Here is a 20,744-nt window from a genome sequence, read left to right on the forward strand (position 1 = left end):
GCACCATAACGAAAATATCTGGCTTAAGGAAGGGGGCGTGAGCACAAATGACAAGTTTTTTTAGTAAATTTGCTAGTTAAATATGCTTTAACCAAGCTTTAAATAATTTAAAACAAGTTTTATATTCTGATATTTTGTAATTAATAGCCATATTAAGCTGCGGCTTTGGGAAGAGCTAGGCTTTGCCACTATCAAGCGCTCGACCTAAGTCCAAGCTCACTTTTTAGTGCGGGTAACATATCCTTGGCTTAAAATGTTAACGAAATTGTTAATCAGTGTTTGCTTAACCGCTGATTTACATAAGCTGATCCAAGTTAATACCTCATTATCTGGCATTCAATAAATTTTTGATATTTAGGCAGATTAACTGAATGCTTATTAAGCATTTAAGGTCAAATAAAGATTTCGTCTATTCGGTTTTAAATCATTTAGAATCAATGTTATATCTCGTTTTTTATTTCAGTCTCGAAAATTATTTATGGTTAGCATAAATTTATAGTTGACTCGATATTCGATGCGCTTTATTTTCTGCGCGATGTTTTCGGCAAGGCACCTAAGATAACAAGCTTTTAGCAGGTTTTATCAGCGGAGTTAGTCATCATGAAGCAGCAATATTGGCGTCCGTAATCGAGGTGATTTCAGGCGCTGTTCTAAAAACTTTTGCCTTTTAGGCGACTTATTTAGAGGACCTAAGTGCATGTCTGAACCGACAGCGTTAAGTCTTATTCCACCTTTGGTGGTATTGGTGTTGGCCGTTTGGTTACGCCGCCCCATCTTATCTTTGATCATTGGTGCGGTAGCTGGATTTCTGTTACTCGATCCGACGCAAGTCTTAAATAATTTCGCAAGTACTTCATTAAAAGTGATGGCCGATGAAACTATCGGTTGGTTGATTTTAGTCTGTGGTTGTTTTGGTGCTTTGATCGCCCTGTTAGTCCGCACCGGTGGTGCACTGGCGTTTGGTCGAAATGCGCTGAAATTTGCCAAAGGACCTAAATCTTCCCTGTTTATGACCTTTATCCTCGGGATCGTAATTTTTATCGATGACTATCTGAATGCGTTAACCGTGGGTGAAACCATGAAGCGCGTGACCGATAAGTTTAAAGTGTCCCGTGAAATGCTGGCCTATGTGGTTGACTCCACCGCAGCACCTGTGTGCGTGCTCGTGCCATTATCTACTTGGGCGGTATTCTTTGGTGGTTTGTTGGTTGATAACGGTGTGGCGGCAGAAGGTCAGGGCATTAGCGTGTATATGCAGGCAATTCCCTACATGCTTTACGCCTGGTTAGCCGTGGCCATGGTGTTATTGGTGGTGTTAGGCGTTGTGCCTGCCATTGGTCCGATGAAAAAGGCCCAGCTGCGCGCGGCGCAGGGGGAACCTGCGCAGGAGCAAGTTGATTTAGACCAAGTGCAAACCTCTGACGAATATGCGATTGCCGCGATTGAAGAAGAGTTTAAGCATGCTGACAATCAGGGCAAACTGCACAACTTCTTAGTGCCGATCCTACTACTGGTTGCCTTTACCGTTTATTTTGATATCGACGTGTGGAAAGGCTTGTTAGCGACATTGGTCATTACGTTGCCTTACTATGCGGTGCAACGTTTAATGCCACTGTCAGAGATGATGGATCAGATGATCGATGGTTTTAAGAGCATGTTGCCCGCCATTGGTACCGTGATCGCTGCATTTGTGTTTAAGGATGTGTGTGATGCGCTGTTGCTGCCACAATATGTAATTGAGTCATTGAGCCCATTTATGACGTCTAAGATGTTGCCAGCGGTGGTATTCCTCTCTATGGCGATCCTGGCCTTTGCGACGGGTTCAAGCTGGGGCATTTTTGCGGTGACAATCCCGATCGTGATGCCACTGGCGCAATCGGTTGGTGCGGATATCCCACTCGTGATTGGTGCGCTGTTATCGGCATCCTCATTTGGTAGCCAAGCGTGTTTCTACTCAGATTCAACCGTATTGGCCGCCCAAGGCTCTGGTTGTAACTTAGTGAGCCATGCGGTGACTCAGTTACCCTATGCGTTAATTGCCGCTGTGATTGCATTCTTTGGCTTTATCTTGATTGCCTAAGCTGCGATGCAGTAAATATAAAAAACCAGCTACGGCTGGTTTTTTTATGGCTCGCGTATATTGCTTACTTTAAATATTGCACTTGTTGCTCGCGCTGATTGTCGAGCTGTTTTGCACGACGCTAAAACGAACGCTTTCGCTGCTTAACCTCGATATCCAATTCCCATGATAACTATCCGCTGCAAGTCCTTAGAAGCATCAAATTCGAGGCAATAAAAAAGCCAGTGCAGGCACTGGCTTTTTTATCTGGGACTGAGAAGGGCGATTATACGCGCTTCTTGAATTCGCCAGTACGAGTGTCGATCTCAATCTTGTCGCCAACTTTAACGAAGTCAGCCACGCTGATTGTACCGCCGCCAGTGATAGTGGCTGGCTTCATCACTTTACCTGAAGTATCGCCACGAGCTGATGGCTCAGTGTAGATCACTTCACGTACGATAGTGGTTGGCATTTCAACAGAAATTGCTTTGCCTTCGTAGAAAGTCACTTGGCAAGTTTCTTCCATACCGTCAACGATGTAAGCCGCTGCATCACCTAAGTTTTCAGCTTCTACGTCGTATTGGTTGTATTCTGCATCCATGAACACATACATAGGATCAGCAAAGTAAGAATAAGTACAATCCAGACGATCTAGGATAATATCGTCAATCTTATCTTCACCTTTGAAAGTGGTTTCGGTGCCAGAGTTAAGCAGTAAGTTTTTCAGCTTTAACTTAACGATAGCAGCGTTACGGCCAGAGCGAGTTGTTTCTGTTTTCTGTACAACCCATGGGCTGCCTTCAAACATGATCACGTTACCTGGACGGACTTCATGAGCAGTTTTCATTACACAATTTCCTATATGTCGATTTTCTATTTCAGCGCAGCATCTTAGCTTTTTTTCACGAATTGGACTAGCCGAGTTGCAAGATCTGCAGCATTTATTGCGTCAATTGGCCATTCTTTAGCATGTTGCAAGAGTGGCAAACTGACAGGATTTAGGTTTTGCCAGTGAGTCCTCACGGCAGATTGCTCGCCTTGGTTAAATGCAACATTCAATTTAGTCCAAGTACCAGCAATATCAGGGGGCAGATTATCGCAGTAAAGTTGGATAAAAGCTTCTAATTTTATGAGATGGTAATCATCTTCTTGCGGATAAATATGCCAAATAAAGGGTTTCGCGGCCCATTGGGCCCGAAGAAAGCTGTCCTCACCGCGGACTATGTTAAAGTCGCAGCTCCACAGCAGGCGGTCAAATCCCTGTTGATCTGTCATCGGCAAGATATGCAGCGTCAAATCACCAAGCTGGATTTGCTGCCCAGGGCTCAGCGCCTCAATCGGGCAAGTTAATAAGTGTTGTAAACTGTTTAAGCTGCGTCCCTTGGGGATAAGCACATGGATTTTAGCATCGCTTTTCGCACTGTCTTGCCAGAGTTCACACAAGGTTGGCAGCGATTCTGTCTCATAGCTAAAAACACTGTAGACAGTGTCTTGTGCTTCAATATCTTTAAGGCCAAGACGTTCGAATAATTGCAGTTTATTGGCACTGTCTTGTTGCCATGCATCACGCTCGGCAAACAGATCACGCTCACAAATCAGGCCGCCAGTTTTGGGAGTAAAACCCGGGAAAAAGAAATACTTTTTAATGCCGCTTGCCTGCATCGATGGTAAACCATGGCAGCCATCGACCCAGTCTTCTGCGCTTAAATATTCCAAATTAAGCCACACGGGCACCGCTTGCGGTGTTGTGCTGTGCAGTGTAATAAGTTGTTGCTTGACCTCGTCAGGCGGTTCGCAGGCAAAGGCTTCAATCAAGACTGCACCAGGCTCAAATGGCACGGGTAGGGGCGTTGTCCAATGATGGATGGTCACGCCGTTAAAGACTTGGCTAACGAGCTTAGGGTCAAGGGTCGGTAAAATATGTGAAAAACTCTTTAAGTCATCGACCCAGAGCTTGATAGGGATTTGATATTCATTGACCAACTGTTTAGCTAAGCGCCAAGTCACGCCGATATCACCGTAGTTATCGACGACAGTGCAGAAGATGTCCCAGTGGGGAGTTGGGGTGTTTGTCATTGGTGATATCGCTTTCATTAACATGGAGAGCAAACATAAAAAAAGCGGCGTTTAGGCCGCTTTTTTACGAAGCTCGATCAATGGAACTGGGTTTAGTCTTCAAGTTCTGCTAAGCACATTTCTTCGTAGATTTGCTTAACCCAAGCGTCGACACGTTCTTCAGTCAGCTCTGGTTGACGGTCTTCGTCAATCCCTAAGCCGATAAAGTGGTCATCATCCACTAAGCCTTTTGAAGCTTCGAAGTTATAACCAGCCGTTGGCCAGTGACCAATGATGATACCACCACGGGCTTGGACGATATCACCGATCATGCCCATGGCATCGAGGAAATATTCTGCGTAGTCTTCTTGGTCACCACAACCGAAGATAGCAACCAGTTTGTCTGTAAAATCAATCTGTTCTAACTCAGGGAAAAAGTCATCCCAGTCGCACTGTGCTTCACCATAATACCAGGTTGGGATGCCGAACAGCAGCAGGTCGTATTCTGCGATCTGTTCTTTGGTGCTCTTGGCGATATCTTTCACCTCAACCATTTTCTTACCCAGTTTTTTCTGGATCATCTTGGCGACAGCTTCGGTGTTGCCTGTGTCGCTACCGAAAAAAAGACCTACAGTTGCCATTGTCTATCCTTTATGTCTAGTTCACTTATACGTTAATCTTGCTGCTATTATTGATTGCTCAGCATTCTATTTTTTGCTGAAGAATTAATTCGATTAACTGGCTTCGGCTGATGTTACTGGCCAATGCCTGCTCATTCAAGGCGTCATATAAATCTTGTGACACCTTTAACTCTATTCGCTTTAATCCTTTGGCTTTATCCCGCTGGATCTGGTTGCGCTTATTGACCTTAAGTTGCTGGCTTCGGGACAAAGGATTGCTACGTGGGCGGCCCCGGCGCTTTTCATTGGCAAAAAGGTCAATGGTAGTTCTATCTGTTGCTTCTTTTGCCATGTTCTTATTGTTTAACCGATGCCTGAACCTTCCCAGGACATCTGGATAATACCTTTTGCAATAAACCCGGCGCAGCCGAGAAATAACACTAACCACACAATAAATCGACCAAATTTCGGCACATTACCTTGTTTTAGCACATCGTGGATGGCCATGCCGATAAAGAAAAATATCGCGGCAAAAAACAGGTTCAGGCCAATGGTTTCAATTTGTTCCATGTACTGAGATAACATACTTTCTTAGTCCTCTAGAGTCTTCTAAGGCTAAAAGAGGCGCGAATATATCATATCAACAGGGTGTCGGCTATATGATTTAGGTCGAGAATCATTGTCATTTACACTGAGTGTTTGTCAATAAATTCAGACACAATACGATTAAAGATGGCCGGCTTTTGTGCATGTAACCAATGGCCACAACCTTCTAAGGTTTTGGCCTGCGCCGCCGGGAATTGACGCATGATCTCATCACGGTGTTCGGCAGTCACATAATTGGAATCGCCACCACGGATAAAAAGGCTTGGTCCGGTAAATACTTGCTGTAATTCGTGGCTTTGGTTATGCCAACCAATGATGTTGGAATAGCAACTTTTTAAGCCACTGAGATTCATTTTCCAACGAAAGCCTGTGTCGGTGCGCTGCAAGTTTTTAAGTAAAAACTGCGCCGTTGGCTCATCGATACCACTCGCCAATAGATGCGACAGTGCGAAACGGCGGTCGGTGTGACCTTCAAGCGGCAGGCTCTCTAGGGCTGCAAATACAACGTCATGGCGCGGTTGATAGGCCACAGGCGCAATATCGGCGGCCACCATGCTGATCATCCGCTCGGGATAGGAAAGGGCGGTTGCCATGGCGATTTTGCCGCCCATGGAATGACCAACAATGTGCACGCGCTCAAGCGCAAGTTCATCTAACAATGCCACCATTGCCTTGGCTAAACTTGGGTAATCCATCGTTTGCCAATGTTCACTCAAACCGTGATTGGGCACATCGACGCGAATAACCTGATGATTTGCTTCGAGGACCTGTCCTAGCCCCTTAAGATTATCTAAATTGCCAAAGAGTCCGTGGATAAGGAGAACCGCTTCTCCTTGACCTGTGGATGCAAAATTCATGGAATAGCCTGTGCTGTGGTACATAAAGTGCTGCGGATTGTGCCCCTAATGGGTTAAGTTTGACAAGTCTGGAGGTGATTTTGGGGCATAGTGCGCCGAACTTGCTGGCTTTTTCAGCGATTAACGCGCTTGTGCTAATTTGATGTGCGATTTCACGCATTTTTAGATTAATGATGCTTTATCAGATTGATAGAGATAGATACACTGGGGCAACGATCGCACAGATCCTTTGCGAGGATCGCCTGTGGTGCACTTTTTCGGTTAAGCCTATCGAATAACAAAGGATAAAAAGGTTATGAAATACATCGAAGTGGATGAAGAGCTCTATCGTCATATTGCCAGCAAAACGGAACGTATTGGTGAGAGCGCCTCTGACATTCTCCGTCGATTACTCGGCCTGTCCGTCGATGCGGTTGAACAGGCACAGCCACAGGCGATTAGCCAACCGAGTTTAGAGGCGGCGACGCCTGAGCCACAGGTTGCGCCTCAGGTCGAAACCTTAGTCTCTGCGACCGATTTCAATCAATTGGTGGATGAGCATAAGTTAGCGCAGCAAAAAGGCGCCGTGGGTCGCTTCTTATTCTTGCTCGAGAGTTTATATCAACAGAGCCAAGCGCAATTCTCGCAAATTTTACAGATCCACGGGCGCGATCGACTCTATTTTGCGCGCTCACGGGAAGAGTTACTCAAGGCGAGTGCTACCGCCAACCCGAAGGAAATCGGTAATACCGGATTTTGGGTCACGACCAACAATAACACCGCCAAAAAACGGGCAATTTTAGTCGAAGCCTTAGTGCAATTTGGCTGCGATGCCGAAATCGCCAACGGCATTGCCGAACGCGTATAACGCCTTTATCGACGCCGCGTTTCCATTTAATTAACCGATTTTCCAGTAGGAGAGGATCAGGTGGCAATACATCAACGGGCAGGACAAACCGCGAGTCAGACGGATCTGGTGAATATTCCAAAGCTGATGAGCCATTATTACAGCATCAAACCCAATGTGGATGCTGCCGAGCAGCGTGTGACATTCGGGACCTCAGGCCATCGCGGAACTGCGTTTCAGGGGAGCTTTAACCAAGACCATATTTGGGCGATTACCCAAGCCGTTGTCGATTATCGCCAATCGGTGAATATCGACGGTCCGCTGTTCTTAGGTATCGACACCCACGCCTTATCATACGCTGCTTATGTGTCAGCGATTCAAGTGTTAGCAGCCAACAAGGTGACAGTTCATATCCAGCAACATGATGGTTTTACGCCAACGCCTGTGGTGTCACATGCGATTATTTGTGCAAATCGCGAGGCGGCACTGAGTGGTGCTGCCTTAAGTGATGGCCTTATTATTACGCCGTCCCATAATCCGCCGCAGGATGGTGGGATAAAATACAATCCACCCCATGGTGGCCCTGCTGAAGGTAATATCACTGCGTGGATTGAGTCCCGCGCTAATGATTACCTGCGCGCAGCGCTCAAGGGCGTTAATAAGCTCGCTTATGCAGATGCATTGGCTTCGGGTTATGTGCATGCCATTGATTTAATCACGCCCTATGTGACGGATTTAGACAATGTCGTCGATATGCATGCCATTGCTAAGGCTAAACTTAAGCTGGGTGTCGATCCATTAGGCGGTTCGGGTATTCATTATTGGGCGCCGATTGCCAAGCACTATGGCATCGATATCACCTTAGTTAACGATAAGGTCGACCCAAGCTTCAGCTTTATGTCATTGGATAAGGACGGCAAGATCCGCATGGATTGCTCTTCTCCCTATGCAATGGCAGGTCTACTGGCCCACAAAGAATCCTTCGATTTATGTGTCGGTAACGACCCTGACTACGACAGACACGGTATCGTGTGTCCGGGCACTGGGCTGATGGATCCCAACCACTATTTAGCGGTTGCGATTGATTATCTGCTGACCCACAGACCTGAATGGAGCGAGCAGTTAGCTATCGGCAAGACGCTGGTATCGAGCGCGCTTATCGATAAAATCTGTGCCTTTCACGGCAAAAAATTACTTGAAGTCCCCGTTGGCTTTAAGTGGTTCGTCGATGGGTTAGCCGAGGCAACCATTGCCTTTGGTGGTGAGGAGAGTGCGGGCGCTGCGTTCTTGCGCCGTGATGGCACGACTTGGTGTACCGACAAAGACGGTTTTATTCTGGTACTGCTTGCGGCCGAAATGCTCGCGGTTACTGGCAAGACGCCGAGGCAACGCCATCAAGAATTAGTGGCGCAATTCGGTCAAAGCTTCTACAAGCGTATCGACAGCCCGATTAGCCTCGAGAACAAAGCCAAATTTGCCAAGCTTAATGCCGAAACCTTAAACGCCACTATGCTGGCGGGTGAGAACATTGAGGCCGTATTGACCCATGCACCTGGCAATAATGCTTCAATTGGTGGCATTAAAGTGACCACGGCCAATGGTTGGTTTGCTGCGCGGCCATCGGGCACCGAGGCGTTATTCAAGATTTATGGTGAGAGCTTTATCAGTGAGCAACATCTTGCCGATATCATTAAGGACGCACAAGCGTTAATTGATAAGGCTCTTAACGCCTAATTTGGCGTTTAAGCATTCTTTTTACAGATAAAAAACGCACTCATGAAATCCTATGAGTGCGTTTTTATTTGCAGCGATTGTAAGGTCATATTATTCAGGTTTGAGCTGAATCGTTAAGCCTAGTACTCGATATGGCAACTTGGTAAGTTATTCTTATCGATATAGTTTTGATGATATTCCTCAGCCACATGGAATTGCTGTAACGGCACAATCTCAGTAACGATATGACGCAATCCCCAACGACCTGAACGGGCAAAGGCTAGTTTTGAGGCTTCTGCCGCGGCTTTTTGCTCACGATCGTGGAAGAAAATGGTACTGCGGTACTGAGTGCCAATATCGCCACCCTGCATATTGAGTGTGGTCGGGTTGTGGTTCTTCCAAAACACATCCAGTAACTCGTCGTAGCTGACAATCGCGGGCTCAAATTCCACTTGCACGACTTCGGCATGGCCAGTCTTACCTTTTTTGACTTCCTCATAGGTGGTCGCTTCGTTATTGCCACCCATATAGCCGCAGGTCGCGTTGGTCACGCCGTTGACTTGTCTAAAGAAATACTCCACGCCCCAAAAACAGCCGGCACCGAAAGTTGCTAACGCCATGATAAATCCTGATAGAAGTCTAGATGGCTAAAGATTGTGATAAAACTCATCCCTAAAAGCAAGTGTGTCGACAAAATTAATTCTATGTCGACCAAATGCGGCTAAGATGCTGTTGTTTTGCCGCGAAATGCGCTTGTTTGACCAGAATGACAGAGTAACGGCCTAAAAACTTGTGTTAGTATGGATGCGCTTTTTAAGGCGGGTAGCTATAAGTGGCATGAAACAGGCAGTTATTGCCATCACTCCCGTCTTTAACACGCTATTATAAGGAGAATTCTGTGTTACAAGCTCTGTTAGATTCGAAGGATTTTCTCGCGCTGACCCTCGCCAATCCTGAAACCCTCGGGGATGAGTTTAGTTTCACCTTAGGGGAACATACTCGAGTCGAAGTGTGGGACACTGGCGTCATCGTCTTTGAGCCAGCACAAGCCCAAGGTAAGGATGTCATTCTCTCCTGCGGTGTCCACGGTAATGAAACCGCCCCCATCGAACTCTGCAATACCTTAATCAAACAGCTTCTCCAACAAAAAATCATCGCCAAACAACGCACGCTCTTTCTTATTGGTAACCCTTTAGCGATTAATAACGGGACTCGCATTATCGACGAGAACATGAATCGTCTGTTTAGTGGCGAGCATTCAAATCCACCGGGATTAGTGAATCCTGAGCGGGTACGGGCGAAAAAATTAGAAGCCTATGTCGACCGCTTCTTTAAGGGTGTAGCCGCAGGACGTCAGCGTATTCACTATGATTTACACACGGCGATGCGGGCGTCAAAACATGAAAAGTTTGCAATTTATCCCTATCGTCCCGGCCGTGCTTACTGCGCCGAGCAGATTATGTTTTTGGCAGCCAGTGGCGTAGATACAGTGTTATTTCATCATGAGCCAACGACCACCTTTAGTTATTTTTCCTCCGAGCAGTATGGCGCCGATGCCTTTACCATTGAGTTAGGTAAGGTGTATCCCATGGGGCAAAACGATATGACGCGTTTTATTGCCGCCCAAGAGATGTTTATGCGCCTTATCACAGACAAACCCTTAGCGCTTGAGCCATTCTCAGCGGATAAGGTGAATCTGTATCAAGTGTGCCGGGTGATTAACAAACACTTCGATGATTTTGAATTTACATTCGCCACCGATGTCGAAAACTTCCGATCTTTCCCTAAAGGTTTTGTATTGGCCCGTGAGGGAGGGCAGGAAATTAAAGTCGAGCAGGAGTTCGAAGCGATTGTCTTCCCCAATGCCAAAGTGCCCATTGGCAATCGCACTGTGATTTGCCTGATCCCAGCTGTCGTACCGAATGTTCGCTAGTTTTGTAAAGCATTATATACATGCCAACAGGGGATTAGTTGTCGTTTGAACTGTGCCAACGGTTGATAGGTAGTTTACGTTAACGTAATGTTCATCCGGCATATTCGTATAAATTAGGCGTTGTGGATTTTCCATGGCGTAACGAGATAACAAGAGCACAATATGAGCAAAGCAACACTCAACACTGATACAGTGCACCGTGTCGGCTTCTTGGATAAGGCATCGCTTCACATTCCTATCCTTCGAATTCTACAAGCAGACGGCACTACCTATGAAACCGCGGTTTTGCCTGTAATAGATGAAGCCTTAGCCACCAAAATTTACGATACTTGCGTGTTCACGCGGGTACTCGACGAACGTATGTTAGGCGCGCAGCGTCAGGGACGGATCAGCTTCTATATGACCTGTACGGGTGAAGAAGCGGCGATCGTCGGCAGTGTCGCGGCGCTGGACGCTGAGGACGTGATCCTCGCGCAATATCGCGAACATGCGGCGCTGCGTTATCGTGGTTTTACCACTGAACAGTTTATGAACCAGATGTTCAGCAATGAAAAGGACTTAGGTAAAGGTCGCCAAATGCCAATCCACTACGGCTGTGCGGCGTTAAACTACCAAACCATTTCATCACCACTGGCCACGCAAATTCCGCAAGCGACAGGTGTCGGTTATAGCCTGAAAATGCAGGGCAAACGTAATGTTGCCGTCTGTTATTTCGGTGAAGGCGCCGCATCTGAAGGTGACTTCCACGCCGGCTTGAATATGGCGGCGGTGTTAAAATGCCCAGTGATTTTCTTCTGCCGTAACAATGGTTATGCGATTTCCACTCCAACCGAAGAGCAATTTGCCGGTAACGGTATTGCTAGCCGCGGTGTGGGTTACGGTATGCACACCATTCGTGTCGACGGTAACGATATGCTGGCGGTATTAGCGGCAACGCAGCAGGCGCGAGCCTATGCGATTGAGCACAATGCCCCCGTGTTGATTGAGGCCATGACTTATCGTTTGGGCGCTCACTCATCTTCTGACGATCCTTCTGGTTATCGCTCCAAAGAAGAAGAGGCGAAATGGCAACAACATGATCCGGTCAAACGCTTCAAGTTGTGGTTAATCAACAAAGGCTGGTTGGCCGAGGCCGATGATGCCCAGCGTTACGAGAAGTACCGTGAAGAAGTCTTAGCCGCCGTTAAAGTCGCTGAAAAATTACCTATCCCTATGCTGGATGAGATCATTGAAGATGTGTACGACAAGCCAACACCAGCGCTGAAAAAGCAGCTGAGTGAGCTTAAAGAGCACATCAAGAAATATCCGCAATCCTATCCCAAAAGTGCAGGGAGGCTATAAGCCGTGGCAGAAATGAATATGTTACAGGCCGTCAATGAGGCCTTGTCTATCGCCATGCAATCTGATGAGCGCATGGTGGTATTTGGTGAAGACGTTGGCCACTTTGGTGGTGTGTTTCGCGCAACATCAGGTTTACAGGAAAAATTTGGTCGCAGCCGCTGCTTTAATACGCCGCTGACTGAGCAAGGCATTGCGGGCTTTGCAAACGGTTTAGCCTCTAACGGCATGACAGCCGTGGCGGAAATCCAGTTTGCCGATTATATCTTTCCGGCTTTCGATCAGATAGTGAATGAGTCTGCCAAATTCCGTTACCGCAGTGGTAATGAATTTAATGTGGGAAGCTTAGTGTTCCGCACGCCCTATGGTGGCGGTATTGCGGGCGGCCATTACCATTCACAATCGCCAGAAGCTTATTTTACCCAAACGCCAGGCTTAAAAGTGGTTGTGCCACGTAATCCAGAGCAGGCCAAGGGCTTATTATTAGCCTCTATTCGCGATAAAAACCCTGTGGTGTTCTTCGAGCCGAAACGTTTATACCGTGCCTCTGTGGGTGAAGTGCCCGCAGGCGATTATGAAATCGAGCTGGGTAAAGCCGAAGTGGTGCGTGAAGGGAAAGACATCACCTTAGTGGCCTGGGGCGCACAGATGGAAATCATCGAAAAAGCGGCCGACATGGCGGCAAAAGAGGGGATTTCCTGCGAAATTATCGACCTACGCACACTCGCACCTTGGGATGTAGATACAGTTGCTGATTCTGTGAAGAAGACAGGCCGTTTACTGATCAACCACGAAGCGCCATTGACGGGTGGTTTTGCCGGTGAAATCGCCGCGACGATTCAGCAGGAATGTTTCTTGTATTTAGAATCACCTATCAGCCGTGTATGTGGTCTAGATACCCCATATCCACTGGTCCACGAAAAAGAATATATGCCCGATGCGCTCAAAACCTTTGAAGCCATTAAGGCATCGGTGAACTTCTAGGAGTCCGGTATGATTAAAGATTTTATTTTGCCGGACATTGGTGAAGGCGTTGTCGAGTGTGAACTCGTCGAGTGGTTGGTGCAAGAGGGCGATACGATTGCTGAAGATCAGCCCATCGCCGATGTGATGACTGACAAAGCCTTAGTGCAAATTCCAGCGCCTTTTGCGGGAGTCGTGACCAAGCTGTATTACGCCAAAGGCGATATCGCTAAGGTGCATGCGCCGCTTTATGCTGTGCAGATTGAGGCTGACGAAGCCGCGCCCGTTGCTGCTTCTCAACCTGAAGCACACACAGCGACTCAAACACCCGCAAGCCAAGCCAACGTGGCTGGTACTAGCGTGGAAGAATTCCTGCTGCCCGATATTGGCGAAGGGATTGTTGAGTGCGAACTGGTCGAATGGTTAGTCCAAGAAGGCGATACTGTGGTTGAAGACCAACCCATCGCCGATGTGATGACTGATAAAGCCCTAGTGCAAATCCCTGCTATCAAAGCGGGTAAAATCGTCAAATTGCACTACCGTAAGGGCCAGTTAGCTAAGGTACATGCGCCATTATTTGCGATTGAGGTCGAAGGTGCCGTCAGTGCATCTGTTTCCCATGGACATGACACCAGCGCCGCCGTTGCTCATACAGCCACGCCTGCAGCTTGTGCGAGCGTGTCTCAAGAGCCTGCTCGCCAAGGTAAAGCCCTAGCTAGCCCGGCCGTTCGCCGTATGGCTCGAGCCTTAGACATCGATTTAAGCCGCGTTCCTGGCAGTGGTAAACATGGCCGAGTGTATAAGGAAGACATTACTCGCTTCCAAGCACAGGGTGGCGCTGTGCCTGCCGTTGCGCCAGTGGCTGTAGTGCCAACTGTTGCTCAATCAACCGTCTCTACCGCAGTGACAAGCGCTGCACGGGGTGACATTGTTGAGCCTATCCGTGGTGTTAAAGCCGTGATGGCGAAAATGATGGTGGAATCGGTATCGACCATTCCTCACTTCACTTATTGCGAAGAGTTTGATTTGACAGACTTAGTCGCTCTGCGTGAAAGCATGAAGGCCAAATACTCCTCCGACGAGGTTAAGCTGACCATGATGCCATTCTTTATGAAGGCAATGTCGTTAGCCTTAACGCAGTTCCCTGTGCTCAACAGCCAAGTGAATGCCGATTGTACGGAAATCACCTACAAGGCGCGTCATAACATAGGTATGGCGGTCGACTCTAAGGTGGGATTACTGGTACCAAACGTCAAGGATGTGCAAGATAAGAGCATCCTTGAGGTCGCGGCCGAAATCACTCGCTTAACCAATGCTGCGCGCAGCGGCCGTGTGGCGCCGGCGGATCTTAAAGAAGGCACGATTTCGATTTCAAATATCGGCGCTTTAGGTGGCACAGTCGCAACGCCTATTATCAATAAACCGGAAGTCGCGATTGTCGCATTAGGTAAGTTACAAACCTTGCCTCGCTTTAATGCGAAAGGTGAAGTGGAAGCGCGTCAGATCATGCAAGTGAGTTGGTCTGGGGATCACCGCGTTATCGATGGTGGCACTATTGCACGTTTCTGTAACCTGTGGAAACAATACCTTGAGCAACCGCAGGATATGCTGTTAGCCATGCGCTAATCGGCTGTCAGCCAATACTTACAGTCAATCCAGCAAAAAAGGACGCAATTTAGCGTCCTTTTTTATTCGCAGGCCATAAATGGGTTAATCTTTTGATCCCAATTACGTATAATTCGCGAACGTTGTTATCCTGATGGATTTGTTATGAGCCCCAGCCCATTTGCCCCAACAATCGAAACTATTGATTATCCGTTTCCGCCTAAGCCAATTCCTCTGTCCGATGCCGAAAAGGCGGACTACAAGGCACGTATCAAGCAGCTGCTGATTGAAAAAGATGCGGTATTGGTTGCCCATTATTATACCGACCCTGAAATTCAATCTCTGGCCGAAGAAACCGGTGGTTGTGTTTCTGACTCACTCGAAATGGCGCGTTTTGGCCGCGATCATCCGGCCAAGACGTTAATCGTCGCCGGGGTGAAGTTTATGGGCGAAACCGCCAAGATTTTAAGCCCAGAAAAAACCATTCTGATGCCGACTCTAGAGGCGACTTGTTCATTGGACTTAGGTTGCCCCATCGACAAATTCAGTGCTTTTTGCGATGCGCACCCAGATCATACCGTGGTGGTTTATGCTAATACCTCAGCGGCGGTAAAAGCCCGCGCCGATTGGGTAGTGACCTCGAGTATTGCCCTTGAAATCGTTGAACACTTAGACAGCGAAGGTAAAAAAATCATTTGGGGCCCAGACCGTCATTTAGGCAGTTATATTGCCAAACAAACGGGCGCCGAGATGTTGATGTGGCAGGGCGACTGTATTGTTCACGATGAATTTAAGGCTAATGCGCTACGTGATTTAAAGTGTGTTTACCCCGATGCGGCGATTTTAGTGCACCCAGAGTCACCCGCGAGTGTGGTGGCGATGGCGGATGCTGTCGGCTCCACCAGCCAGTTGATTAAAGCTGCGCAAACCATGGCTAATGAGCGTTTTATTGTGGCGACCGATCGCGGTATTTTCTACAAAATGCAACAAGCGGCGCCGGGTAAAACACTGATTGAAGCGCCTACCGGTGGTAACGGTGCCACCTGTAAGAGCTGTGCCCACTGTCCTTGGATGGCGATGAACGGCTTAAAGGCGATTGAAGCGTCATTAAGTGACAGCGACAAAACCACCCATGAGATCTTTGTCGATGAAGATTTACGCGTAAAAGCATTAATCCCGCTGACGCGTATGCTCGATTTCGCTAAGACACTGAATATGAAAGTGAAAGGCAACGCTTAATCAAGCGTCCATAAACCTCACGAAAATGAATCCCTGCCACTTGGCGGGGATTTTTTAGCTATCTGCTCAAAATGATAAGCACTAAGCTGCTAAGTTTGTGCTTAATCAGGTGTTCCAGCCTTAGAAACCGTTATTTATCGATACATAGATGCTTCAATTTAAAGAAATACACACTCTGTTATTTACCGAATCCGTGTTGTTGACCTAAATTTGATATAGCAAAGCGTAGGAGAGTTCATTCTTTGCGCTGTGTTCATGCAATTTTGTATAAGATAACCATGGAGAAGGGTATGAAAAACATTGTGTTATTTCTTGCATCAATGTCTGCTGTCAGCGCATTTGCAGACGTTAGTGTGCCAATGAATCTTGTCAACGAAAAGGGCGTTGGTGAAAGTGTTGGTCAAGTGACTGTTTCAGAATCTCAATATGGAGTGGTATTTACGCCATTGCTCAAAGGCTTAATGCCGGGATTACATGGTTTCCATATACACGAGAACGGAACCTGTGATCCAAAGGAAAAGGACGGAAAAATTGTACCTGCTGGTGCAGCAGGTGGTCACTATGATCCTGCAGCCTCGAAAACCCACAGCACACCATGGGGAGAAGGGCACTTAGGCGATCTGCCGCCATTGTTTGTCGATGCTGACGGTGCTGCTAGCCAGGCAGTGCTTGCACCGCGTTTAAAAATGAGTGACCTTAAAGGCCATGCGATCATGATCCATGCAGGTGGCGATAACCATTCCGATCATCCTGCGCCTTTAGGTGGCGGTGGTGCGCGTGTGGCCTGCGGAATTATCAATTAATATATCGTCAAAGTAAGCTGTTAGTGGTGAAATGCAAGAATTGCAAATGACAGTGAATTGATAAGCCGTTAAATCGGCATAAAAAAGCCCCGCAAGAGCGGGGCTTTTTACATAAGGAGGATGATTACTTCGCGTTCATCAAGGCAACCGCGTTATCTAACATACGGTTACTAAAGCCCCATTCGTTGTCGTACCAAGCCATTACTTTAACTAAACGGCCGTTAACGCGGGTTTGCGTCGCATCGAAGTTTGATGAAAACGCATTGTGGTTAAAGTCGATAGAAACCAATGGCTCTTTATTGACAGCTAACACTTCGCTCAGTGGTGCAACAGCTGCTGCACGCTCGATGATGGCGTTAACTTCTTCTACAGTGGTATCACGTGCTGCAATGAAAGATAAATCCACTAAAGACACGTTAACAGTCGGTACACGTACCGCTAAACCATCGAATTTACCTTGTAATTCAGGCACCACTAAACCTACTGCCGCGGCCGCGCCCGTTTTAGTTGGGATCATAGACAGTGCAGCAGCGCGCGCACGGCGTAAATCTGTGTGGTATACGTCAGATAAACGTTGATCGTTGGTGTACGCGTGGATAGTGGTCATCAGACCTGATTCGATACCAATCTCATCGTTTAATGGCTTAGCGAAAGGCGCTAAACAGTTAGTGGTACATGATGCGTTAGAGATAACTGTCATATCCGCGGTCAACACATTGTTGTTCACACCGTAAACGACGGTTGCATCAACGTTTTTGCCTGGTGCAGAGATAATGACTTTCTTCGCGCCAGCAGCTAAAAGTGGCTGTACAGATTCTTTAGAAGTGAAGATACCAGTACATTCGAACACGACGTCAACTTGTAAGTCGCCCCAAGGTAATTTACCTGGATCGCGCTCTTGGAAGGTGAGGATCTTGTCGCCGTTGACATAAATGGCTTCCGCATCATGCTCAACTTTGGCATTGAAGCGACCATGTACAGAATCGTATTTAGTCAGGTGAGCGTTGATTGAAGCGTCGCCTAAATCGTTGATGGCAACAATTTTGATTGGGTAAGCTTTTTCGCTTTCATACAGGGCGCGTAATACGTTTCTACCGATACGGCCATAACCATTTATTGCTACACGGATAGTCATCTCATATCCCTCTGGTGATTATAAAATTCAACTGGTAGTAAAATTACCAAACTGACAGCTATCGTCAAGTGAATTCGGCAATTTTGCCGGTATTCGGTTAACAAATTAGGTGTTTTTTTTACATCGGTCGCGAAAACTCCATTTTTAGCTCGGCATTTGGGTAAAAAATTACAAGATGGCAAACATTTTGCCGACGTTCGCTCATGCGCAATCGTTATGGCGACTTTGGCTTCTCTGCGTCGTTTGTTGCTGCCGCAGATGGTAGCGCTTCAGTGGGTTGAGGCGCGAGCCAGAGTGCGACAGGGCTAGTCGAATAGAATCCATCTTCTAACGCATCGATCAAGTTCTGGGCGTATCCATCTAATTTCGTCGCCAGCGTTTTGTTGCCACTGATTAAGGCTAGCATCTTATCTTCGGAATACTTCTGCTGCGTAAGTAGTAAATTGGCCTTTGTCAGCATGTAAGTTTTTTCAAGCTCTTGGGTTTGACGATAGGAAGAAGCGAGCCCAAGCAGCCAGTTAGGATCAAAATCTGCGTATTGAATCTCTGCAAACACTTTAAGGTAGAGTCGTTGCGCTTTGATAGCATTACGATTGCTGTAGTAGGTGGCTATCTGTGCCAAGAGAAAAGGTTCAGTGACTTCACCCACATTTTCTTGTGCCAATAATCGGTTTAACGCATTGGTGTCGCCAAAACGTGTCCATTGATAGTAGGACATAAAAGGGTCTTGATGTTCGCGGGTTTCATCCTGTAAGCGACTGAGGTTTTGTGTGCTTAAGCGAAAGGCTCTGGCTCTGTCAGCTGTACGATTGGTGTGGATGATATGTTGTACCCCTGAGGCCAATTCAATACAGCGACTGTAATCCTCAAGATAAGATAACTGTTGGTAAAGTTGCTTACCCGTTGGTTTTTTGTTGTCTAATAGGTCGAATCGGCTCTGGATCAGCAGTGTTTTCTCGGTCAGACACCAACCATCCTTATTCAAATCGGCACAAATTTCAGGATTATTTTTACAAATCGTCTCGATGTTTCGGCCATTATCACAACCTAAAAGGCTTGTTGTGAGGGCAAATGATGTAATTATTACTAGATTTCGTCTCAAAATACGCTCCAAAATGCAATTTTCTCTAATAAAATTACAGATTTACAGAAAATATCTTACTGGCAAGCTGGGACAGTTTTCATTACAATGGCGCCGACCAAAACACGGGGTTTCCTCAAAACCTACATAAGATTATTGGTCTTTTCGTCATGTTACTCAAACCTTTCGATATATTTTATTGAAAAGTGAGATAAAGGATCTGTAAATGAGCGCTGATAAACACCTACAAAGTTGGCAAGAACGTTTTGAAATGGCAGAGGCAATGCAACCTTTGCTGGGCAAGTTGTACCGTAACCAAGGCGTCGAAGTTGTGGTTTATGGTAAGCCATTACTCAATGCTTCTACTATTGAGATTATTAAAGCGCACCGTTTAGTTCGTCGTCATGTCGGCGAGAAATTACGTTTACGCGAGAGTCTCCCGTTTGTTCAAGCCTTAAGCAAACTCGCGGTTAAACAATGCAAAGTGGATATTGGTAAGCTTGCTGTTAAATACTGGGCTGAACATACCGATACCAACGAAATTGAAAGCTATATGGCACGCGAATTAGCTGAAGCGATTGATCATGCTGATGATATCGCTCCGCGTGATGTGGTGTTATATGGTTTTGGTCGTATTGGCCGCTTATTAGCGCGCTTACTCATCGAGCGTACGGGGCGCAGCAACAAGTTAAGACTGCGTGCTATCGTATTACGTGGTGGTAAGAAGGGCGATTTAGAAAAACGTGCTAGCTTACTGCGTCGTGACTCTGTCCATGGTCCATTCAACGGTTCTGTTGAAGTGGATGAAGAGAACAACGCTATCATCGCTAACGGCACTTATATCCAAGTTATTTACGCAAACTCACCAGATGAAGTGGATTACACCAAATACGGCATCACAGATGCCTTAGTTGTAGATAATACAGGTATTTGGAAAGACGAAGCTGGCTTAGGCTTACACTTAAAGAGCCCTGGTGCGAGCAAAGTATTACTGACAGCACCTGCAAAAGGCGCCATCAAGAACATCGTTTACGGCGTGAACGAAGGCGACATCACCCCAGAAGACATTATTGTGTCTGCGGCAAGTTGTACCACTAACGCGATTACGCCAGTGCTGAAAGCGGTTAATGATAAGTACGGTATTGAGAATGGTCACGTTGAGACTATACACTCATACACCAACGATCAAAACCTGATCGACAACTACCACAGTGCCGACCGTCGCGGTCGCAGTGCACCATTAAACATGGTGATCACTGAAACGGGTGCAGCTAAAGCGGTTGCTAAGGCACTGCCAGTATTAGCGGGTAAACTGACCGGCAACGCGATTCGCGTGCCAACACCAAACGTGTCTATGGCGATCATCAGCATGAACTTAAATGCTGAGACTAATAAAGACGAATTGAACGAGTACCTGAAAGACACGGCGCTGCAATCACCATTGCAAAACCAAATCGACTACACAGACTCAACTGAAATCGTATCTAGCGATTTAGTCGGCTCTCGTTATGCGGGTGTGGTTGATTCTCAAGCGACCATTGCCGAAGGTAAACGCGCTATTCTTTACGTGTGGTATGACAACGAATTTGGTTACAGCTGCCAAGTGGTTGGTGTAATGCAGACAATGTTAGGTTTGACCACACTGTCTCTGCCTGCATAAGCGTCATCGATAAATAACTTCTAATAAAAAGCGCCCAACGAGGGCGCTTTTTTTATGCTATGAGGCAGTTTGTGACGACTGGATAAAACCACTTCAGCCCTTGGCGTTGCAAAGAAAATCATCAAATTGTTTATTCCATCGGCAAGTTTTTATCTCTGTGGCTGAATATTGGGCAAACAGTGCGGCTAAGCGCAATATTTCAAATTTGTTGATTGACTCTGAAGGTTAAATCGGTAGAATGCCAATCCGCA

19 protein-coding genes are annotated in these 20,744 nt (G+C 46.8%); 10 read left to right on the forward strand and 9 right to left on the reverse strand.

The window, feature by feature from the left end; all coding sequences use genetic code 11:
• Positions 1-697: 697 nt before the first annotated feature.
• Positions 698-2,080, forward strand: coding sequence for a Na+/H+ antiporter NhaC family protein (locus ACK5NH_RS01575; RefSeq protein ID WP_416917513.1), 1,383 nt, complete (start codon positions 698-700; stop codon positions 2,078-2,080).
• A gap of 265 nt (positions 2,081-2,345) precedes the next feature.
• On the opposite strand, the gene efp is transcribed toward ACK5NH_RS01575, so the two are convergent.
• From efp to ACK5NH_RS01605, 6 genes are all read right to left on the reverse strand, one after another.
• Positions 2,346-2,906 (reverse strand): elongation factor P, encoded by a 561-nt coding sequence (gene efp / locus ACK5NH_RS01580; protein WP_011622801.1) that lies wholly within the window; start codon positions 2,904-2,906, stop codon positions 2,346-2,348.
• Positions 2,907-2,950: 44 nt separating this feature from the next.
• Positions 2,951-4,135, reverse strand: coding sequence for an elongation factor P maturation arginine rhamnosyltransferase EarP (earP, locus tag ACK5NH_RS01585; RefSeq protein ID WP_416917514.1), 1,185 nt, complete (start codon positions 4,133-4,135; stop codon positions 2,951-2,953).
• A gap of 92 nt (positions 4,136-4,227) precedes the next feature.
• Positions 4,228-4,755 carry a flavodoxin FldA gene (gene fldA, locus ACK5NH_RS01590; protein ID WP_023265275.1) on the reverse strand — a complete coding sequence of 176 codons (528 nt, stop codon included), beginning with the start codon at positions 4,753-4,755 and terminating at the stop codon, positions 4,228-4,230.
• Between the two features lie 58 nt (positions 4,756-4,813).
• The gene (ybfE, locus tag ACK5NH_RS01595) at positions 4,814-5,086 is read right to left on the reverse strand and encodes a LexA regulated protein (RefSeq protein WP_011622798.1); all 273 of its coding nucleotides are present in this window, start codon (positions 5,084-5,086) and stop codon (positions 4,814-4,816) included.
• An 11-nt stretch (positions 5,087-5,097) separates the two neighbouring features.
• Positions 5,098-5,319: a DUF2788 domain-containing protein gene (locus tag ACK5NH_RS01600; RefSeq protein WP_007648263.1), complete on the reverse strand. Its 222-nt coding sequence runs from the start codon at positions 5,317-5,319 to the stop codon at positions 5,098-5,100.
• 101 nt (positions 5,320-5,420) lie between these two features.
• Complete coding sequence (locus tag ACK5NH_RS01605) at positions 5,421-6,197, reverse strand: alpha/beta fold hydrolase (RefSeq protein WP_416917515.1); 777 nt, start codon at positions 6,195-6,197, stop codon at positions 5,421-5,423.
• 295 nt (positions 6,198-6,492) lie between these two features.
• Here ACK5NH_RS01605 and seqA point away from each other — a divergent pair, with 295 nt between their 5' ends.
• Positions 6,493-7,044 carry a replication initiation negative regulator SeqA gene (gene seqA / locus ACK5NH_RS01610; protein WP_416917516.1) on the forward strand — a complete coding sequence of 184 codons (552 nt, stop codon included), beginning with the start codon at positions 6,493-6,495 and terminating at the stop codon, positions 7,042-7,044.
• Positions 7,045-7,104: 60 nt separating this feature from the next.
• Positions 7,105-8,757 (forward strand): phosphoglucomutase (alpha-D-glucose-1,6-bisphosphate-dependent), encoded by a 1,653-nt coding sequence (gene pgm / locus ACK5NH_RS01615; RefSeq protein WP_416917517.1) that lies wholly within the window; start codon positions 7,105-7,107, stop codon positions 8,755-8,757.
• A 119-nt stretch (positions 8,758-8,876) separates the two neighbouring features.
• On the opposite strand, the gene msrA is transcribed toward pgm, so the two are convergent.
• The gene (gene msrA, locus ACK5NH_RS01620) at positions 8,877-9,356 is read right to left on the reverse strand and encodes a peptide-methionine (S)-S-oxide reductase MsrA (protein ID WP_416917518.1); all 480 of its coding nucleotides are present in this window, start codon (positions 9,354-9,356) and stop codon (positions 8,877-8,879) included.
• A gap of 278 nt (positions 9,357-9,634) precedes the next feature.
• Between msrA and astE the strand changes: the two genes are divergently transcribed.
• The 6 genes from astE to sodC all read left to right on the forward strand — a co-directional run bounded on the left by astE (position 9,635) and on the right by sodC (position 16,617).
• The gene (gene astE, locus ACK5NH_RS01625; RefSeq protein ID WP_416917519.1) at positions 9,635-10,669 is read left to right on the forward strand and encodes a succinylglutamate desuccinylase; all 1,035 of its coding nucleotides are present in this window, start codon (positions 9,635-9,637) and stop codon (positions 10,667-10,669) included.
• A gap of 162 nt (positions 10,670-10,831) precedes the next feature.
• The gene (locus tag ACK5NH_RS01630) at positions 10,832-12,010 is read left to right on the forward strand and encodes a thiamine pyrophosphate-dependent dehydrogenase E1 component subunit alpha (RefSeq protein ID WP_023265282.1); all 1,179 of its coding nucleotides are present in this window, start codon (positions 10,832-10,834) and stop codon (positions 12,008-12,010) included.
• Positions 12,011-12,013: 3 nt separating this feature from the next.
• A complete protein-coding gene (locus ACK5NH_RS01635; RefSeq protein ID WP_011622791.1) occupies positions 12,014-12,991 on the forward strand; it encodes an alpha-ketoacid dehydrogenase subunit beta in 978 nt (325 codons plus the stop codon).
• Positions 12,992-13,000: 9 nt separating this feature from the next.
• The gene (locus ACK5NH_RS01640) at positions 13,001-14,596 is read left to right on the forward strand and encodes a dihydrolipoyllysine-residue acetyltransferase (protein WP_416917520.1); all 1,596 of its coding nucleotides are present in this window, start codon (positions 13,001-13,003) and stop codon (positions 14,594-14,596) included.
• Positions 14,597-14,740: 144 nt separating this feature from the next.
• Positions 14,741-15,814: a quinolinate synthase NadA gene (nadA, locus tag ACK5NH_RS01645; RefSeq protein ID WP_416917521.1), complete on the forward strand. Its 1,074-nt coding sequence runs from the start codon at positions 14,741-14,743 to the stop codon at positions 15,812-15,814.
• Between the two features lie 290 nt (positions 15,815-16,104).
• Positions 16,105-16,617: a superoxide dismutase [Cu-Zn] SodC gene (sodC, locus tag ACK5NH_RS01650; RefSeq protein ID WP_416917522.1), complete on the forward strand. Its 513-nt coding sequence runs from the start codon at positions 16,105-16,107 to the stop codon at positions 16,615-16,617.
• 124 nt (positions 16,618-16,741) lie between these two features.
• Here the strand turns inward: sodC and gap are convergent, their stop codons facing one another.
• Entirely contained in the window at positions 16,742-17,752 is a 1,011-nt protein-coding gene (gene gap, locus ACK5NH_RS01655) for a type I glyceraldehyde-3-phosphate dehydrogenase (RefSeq protein ID WP_416917523.1), read from the reverse strand.
• A gap of 214 nt (positions 17,753-17,966) precedes the next feature.
• Positions 17,967-18,854, reverse strand: coding sequence for a DUF2989 domain-containing protein (locus ACK5NH_RS01660; RefSeq protein WP_416917524.1), 888 nt, complete (start codon positions 18,852-18,854; stop codon positions 17,967-17,969).
• Between the two features lie 205 nt (positions 18,855-19,059).
• On the opposite strand from ACK5NH_RS01660, the gene ACK5NH_RS01665 reads away from it, so the two are divergent.
• Positions 19,060-20,493 carry a glyceraldehyde-3-phosphate dehydrogenase gene (locus tag ACK5NH_RS01665; protein WP_416917525.1) on the forward strand — a complete coding sequence of 478 codons (1,434 nt, stop codon included), beginning with the start codon at positions 19,060-19,062 and terminating at the stop codon, positions 20,491-20,493.
• The last annotated feature ends 251 nt before the right edge of the window (positions 20,494-20,744 follow it).

Origin of the sequence: Shewanella sp., assembly GCF_047975355.1 — a bacterium.
Classification (GTDB): Bacteria; Pseudomonadota; Gammaproteobacteria; order Enterobacterales; family Shewanellaceae; genus Shewanella.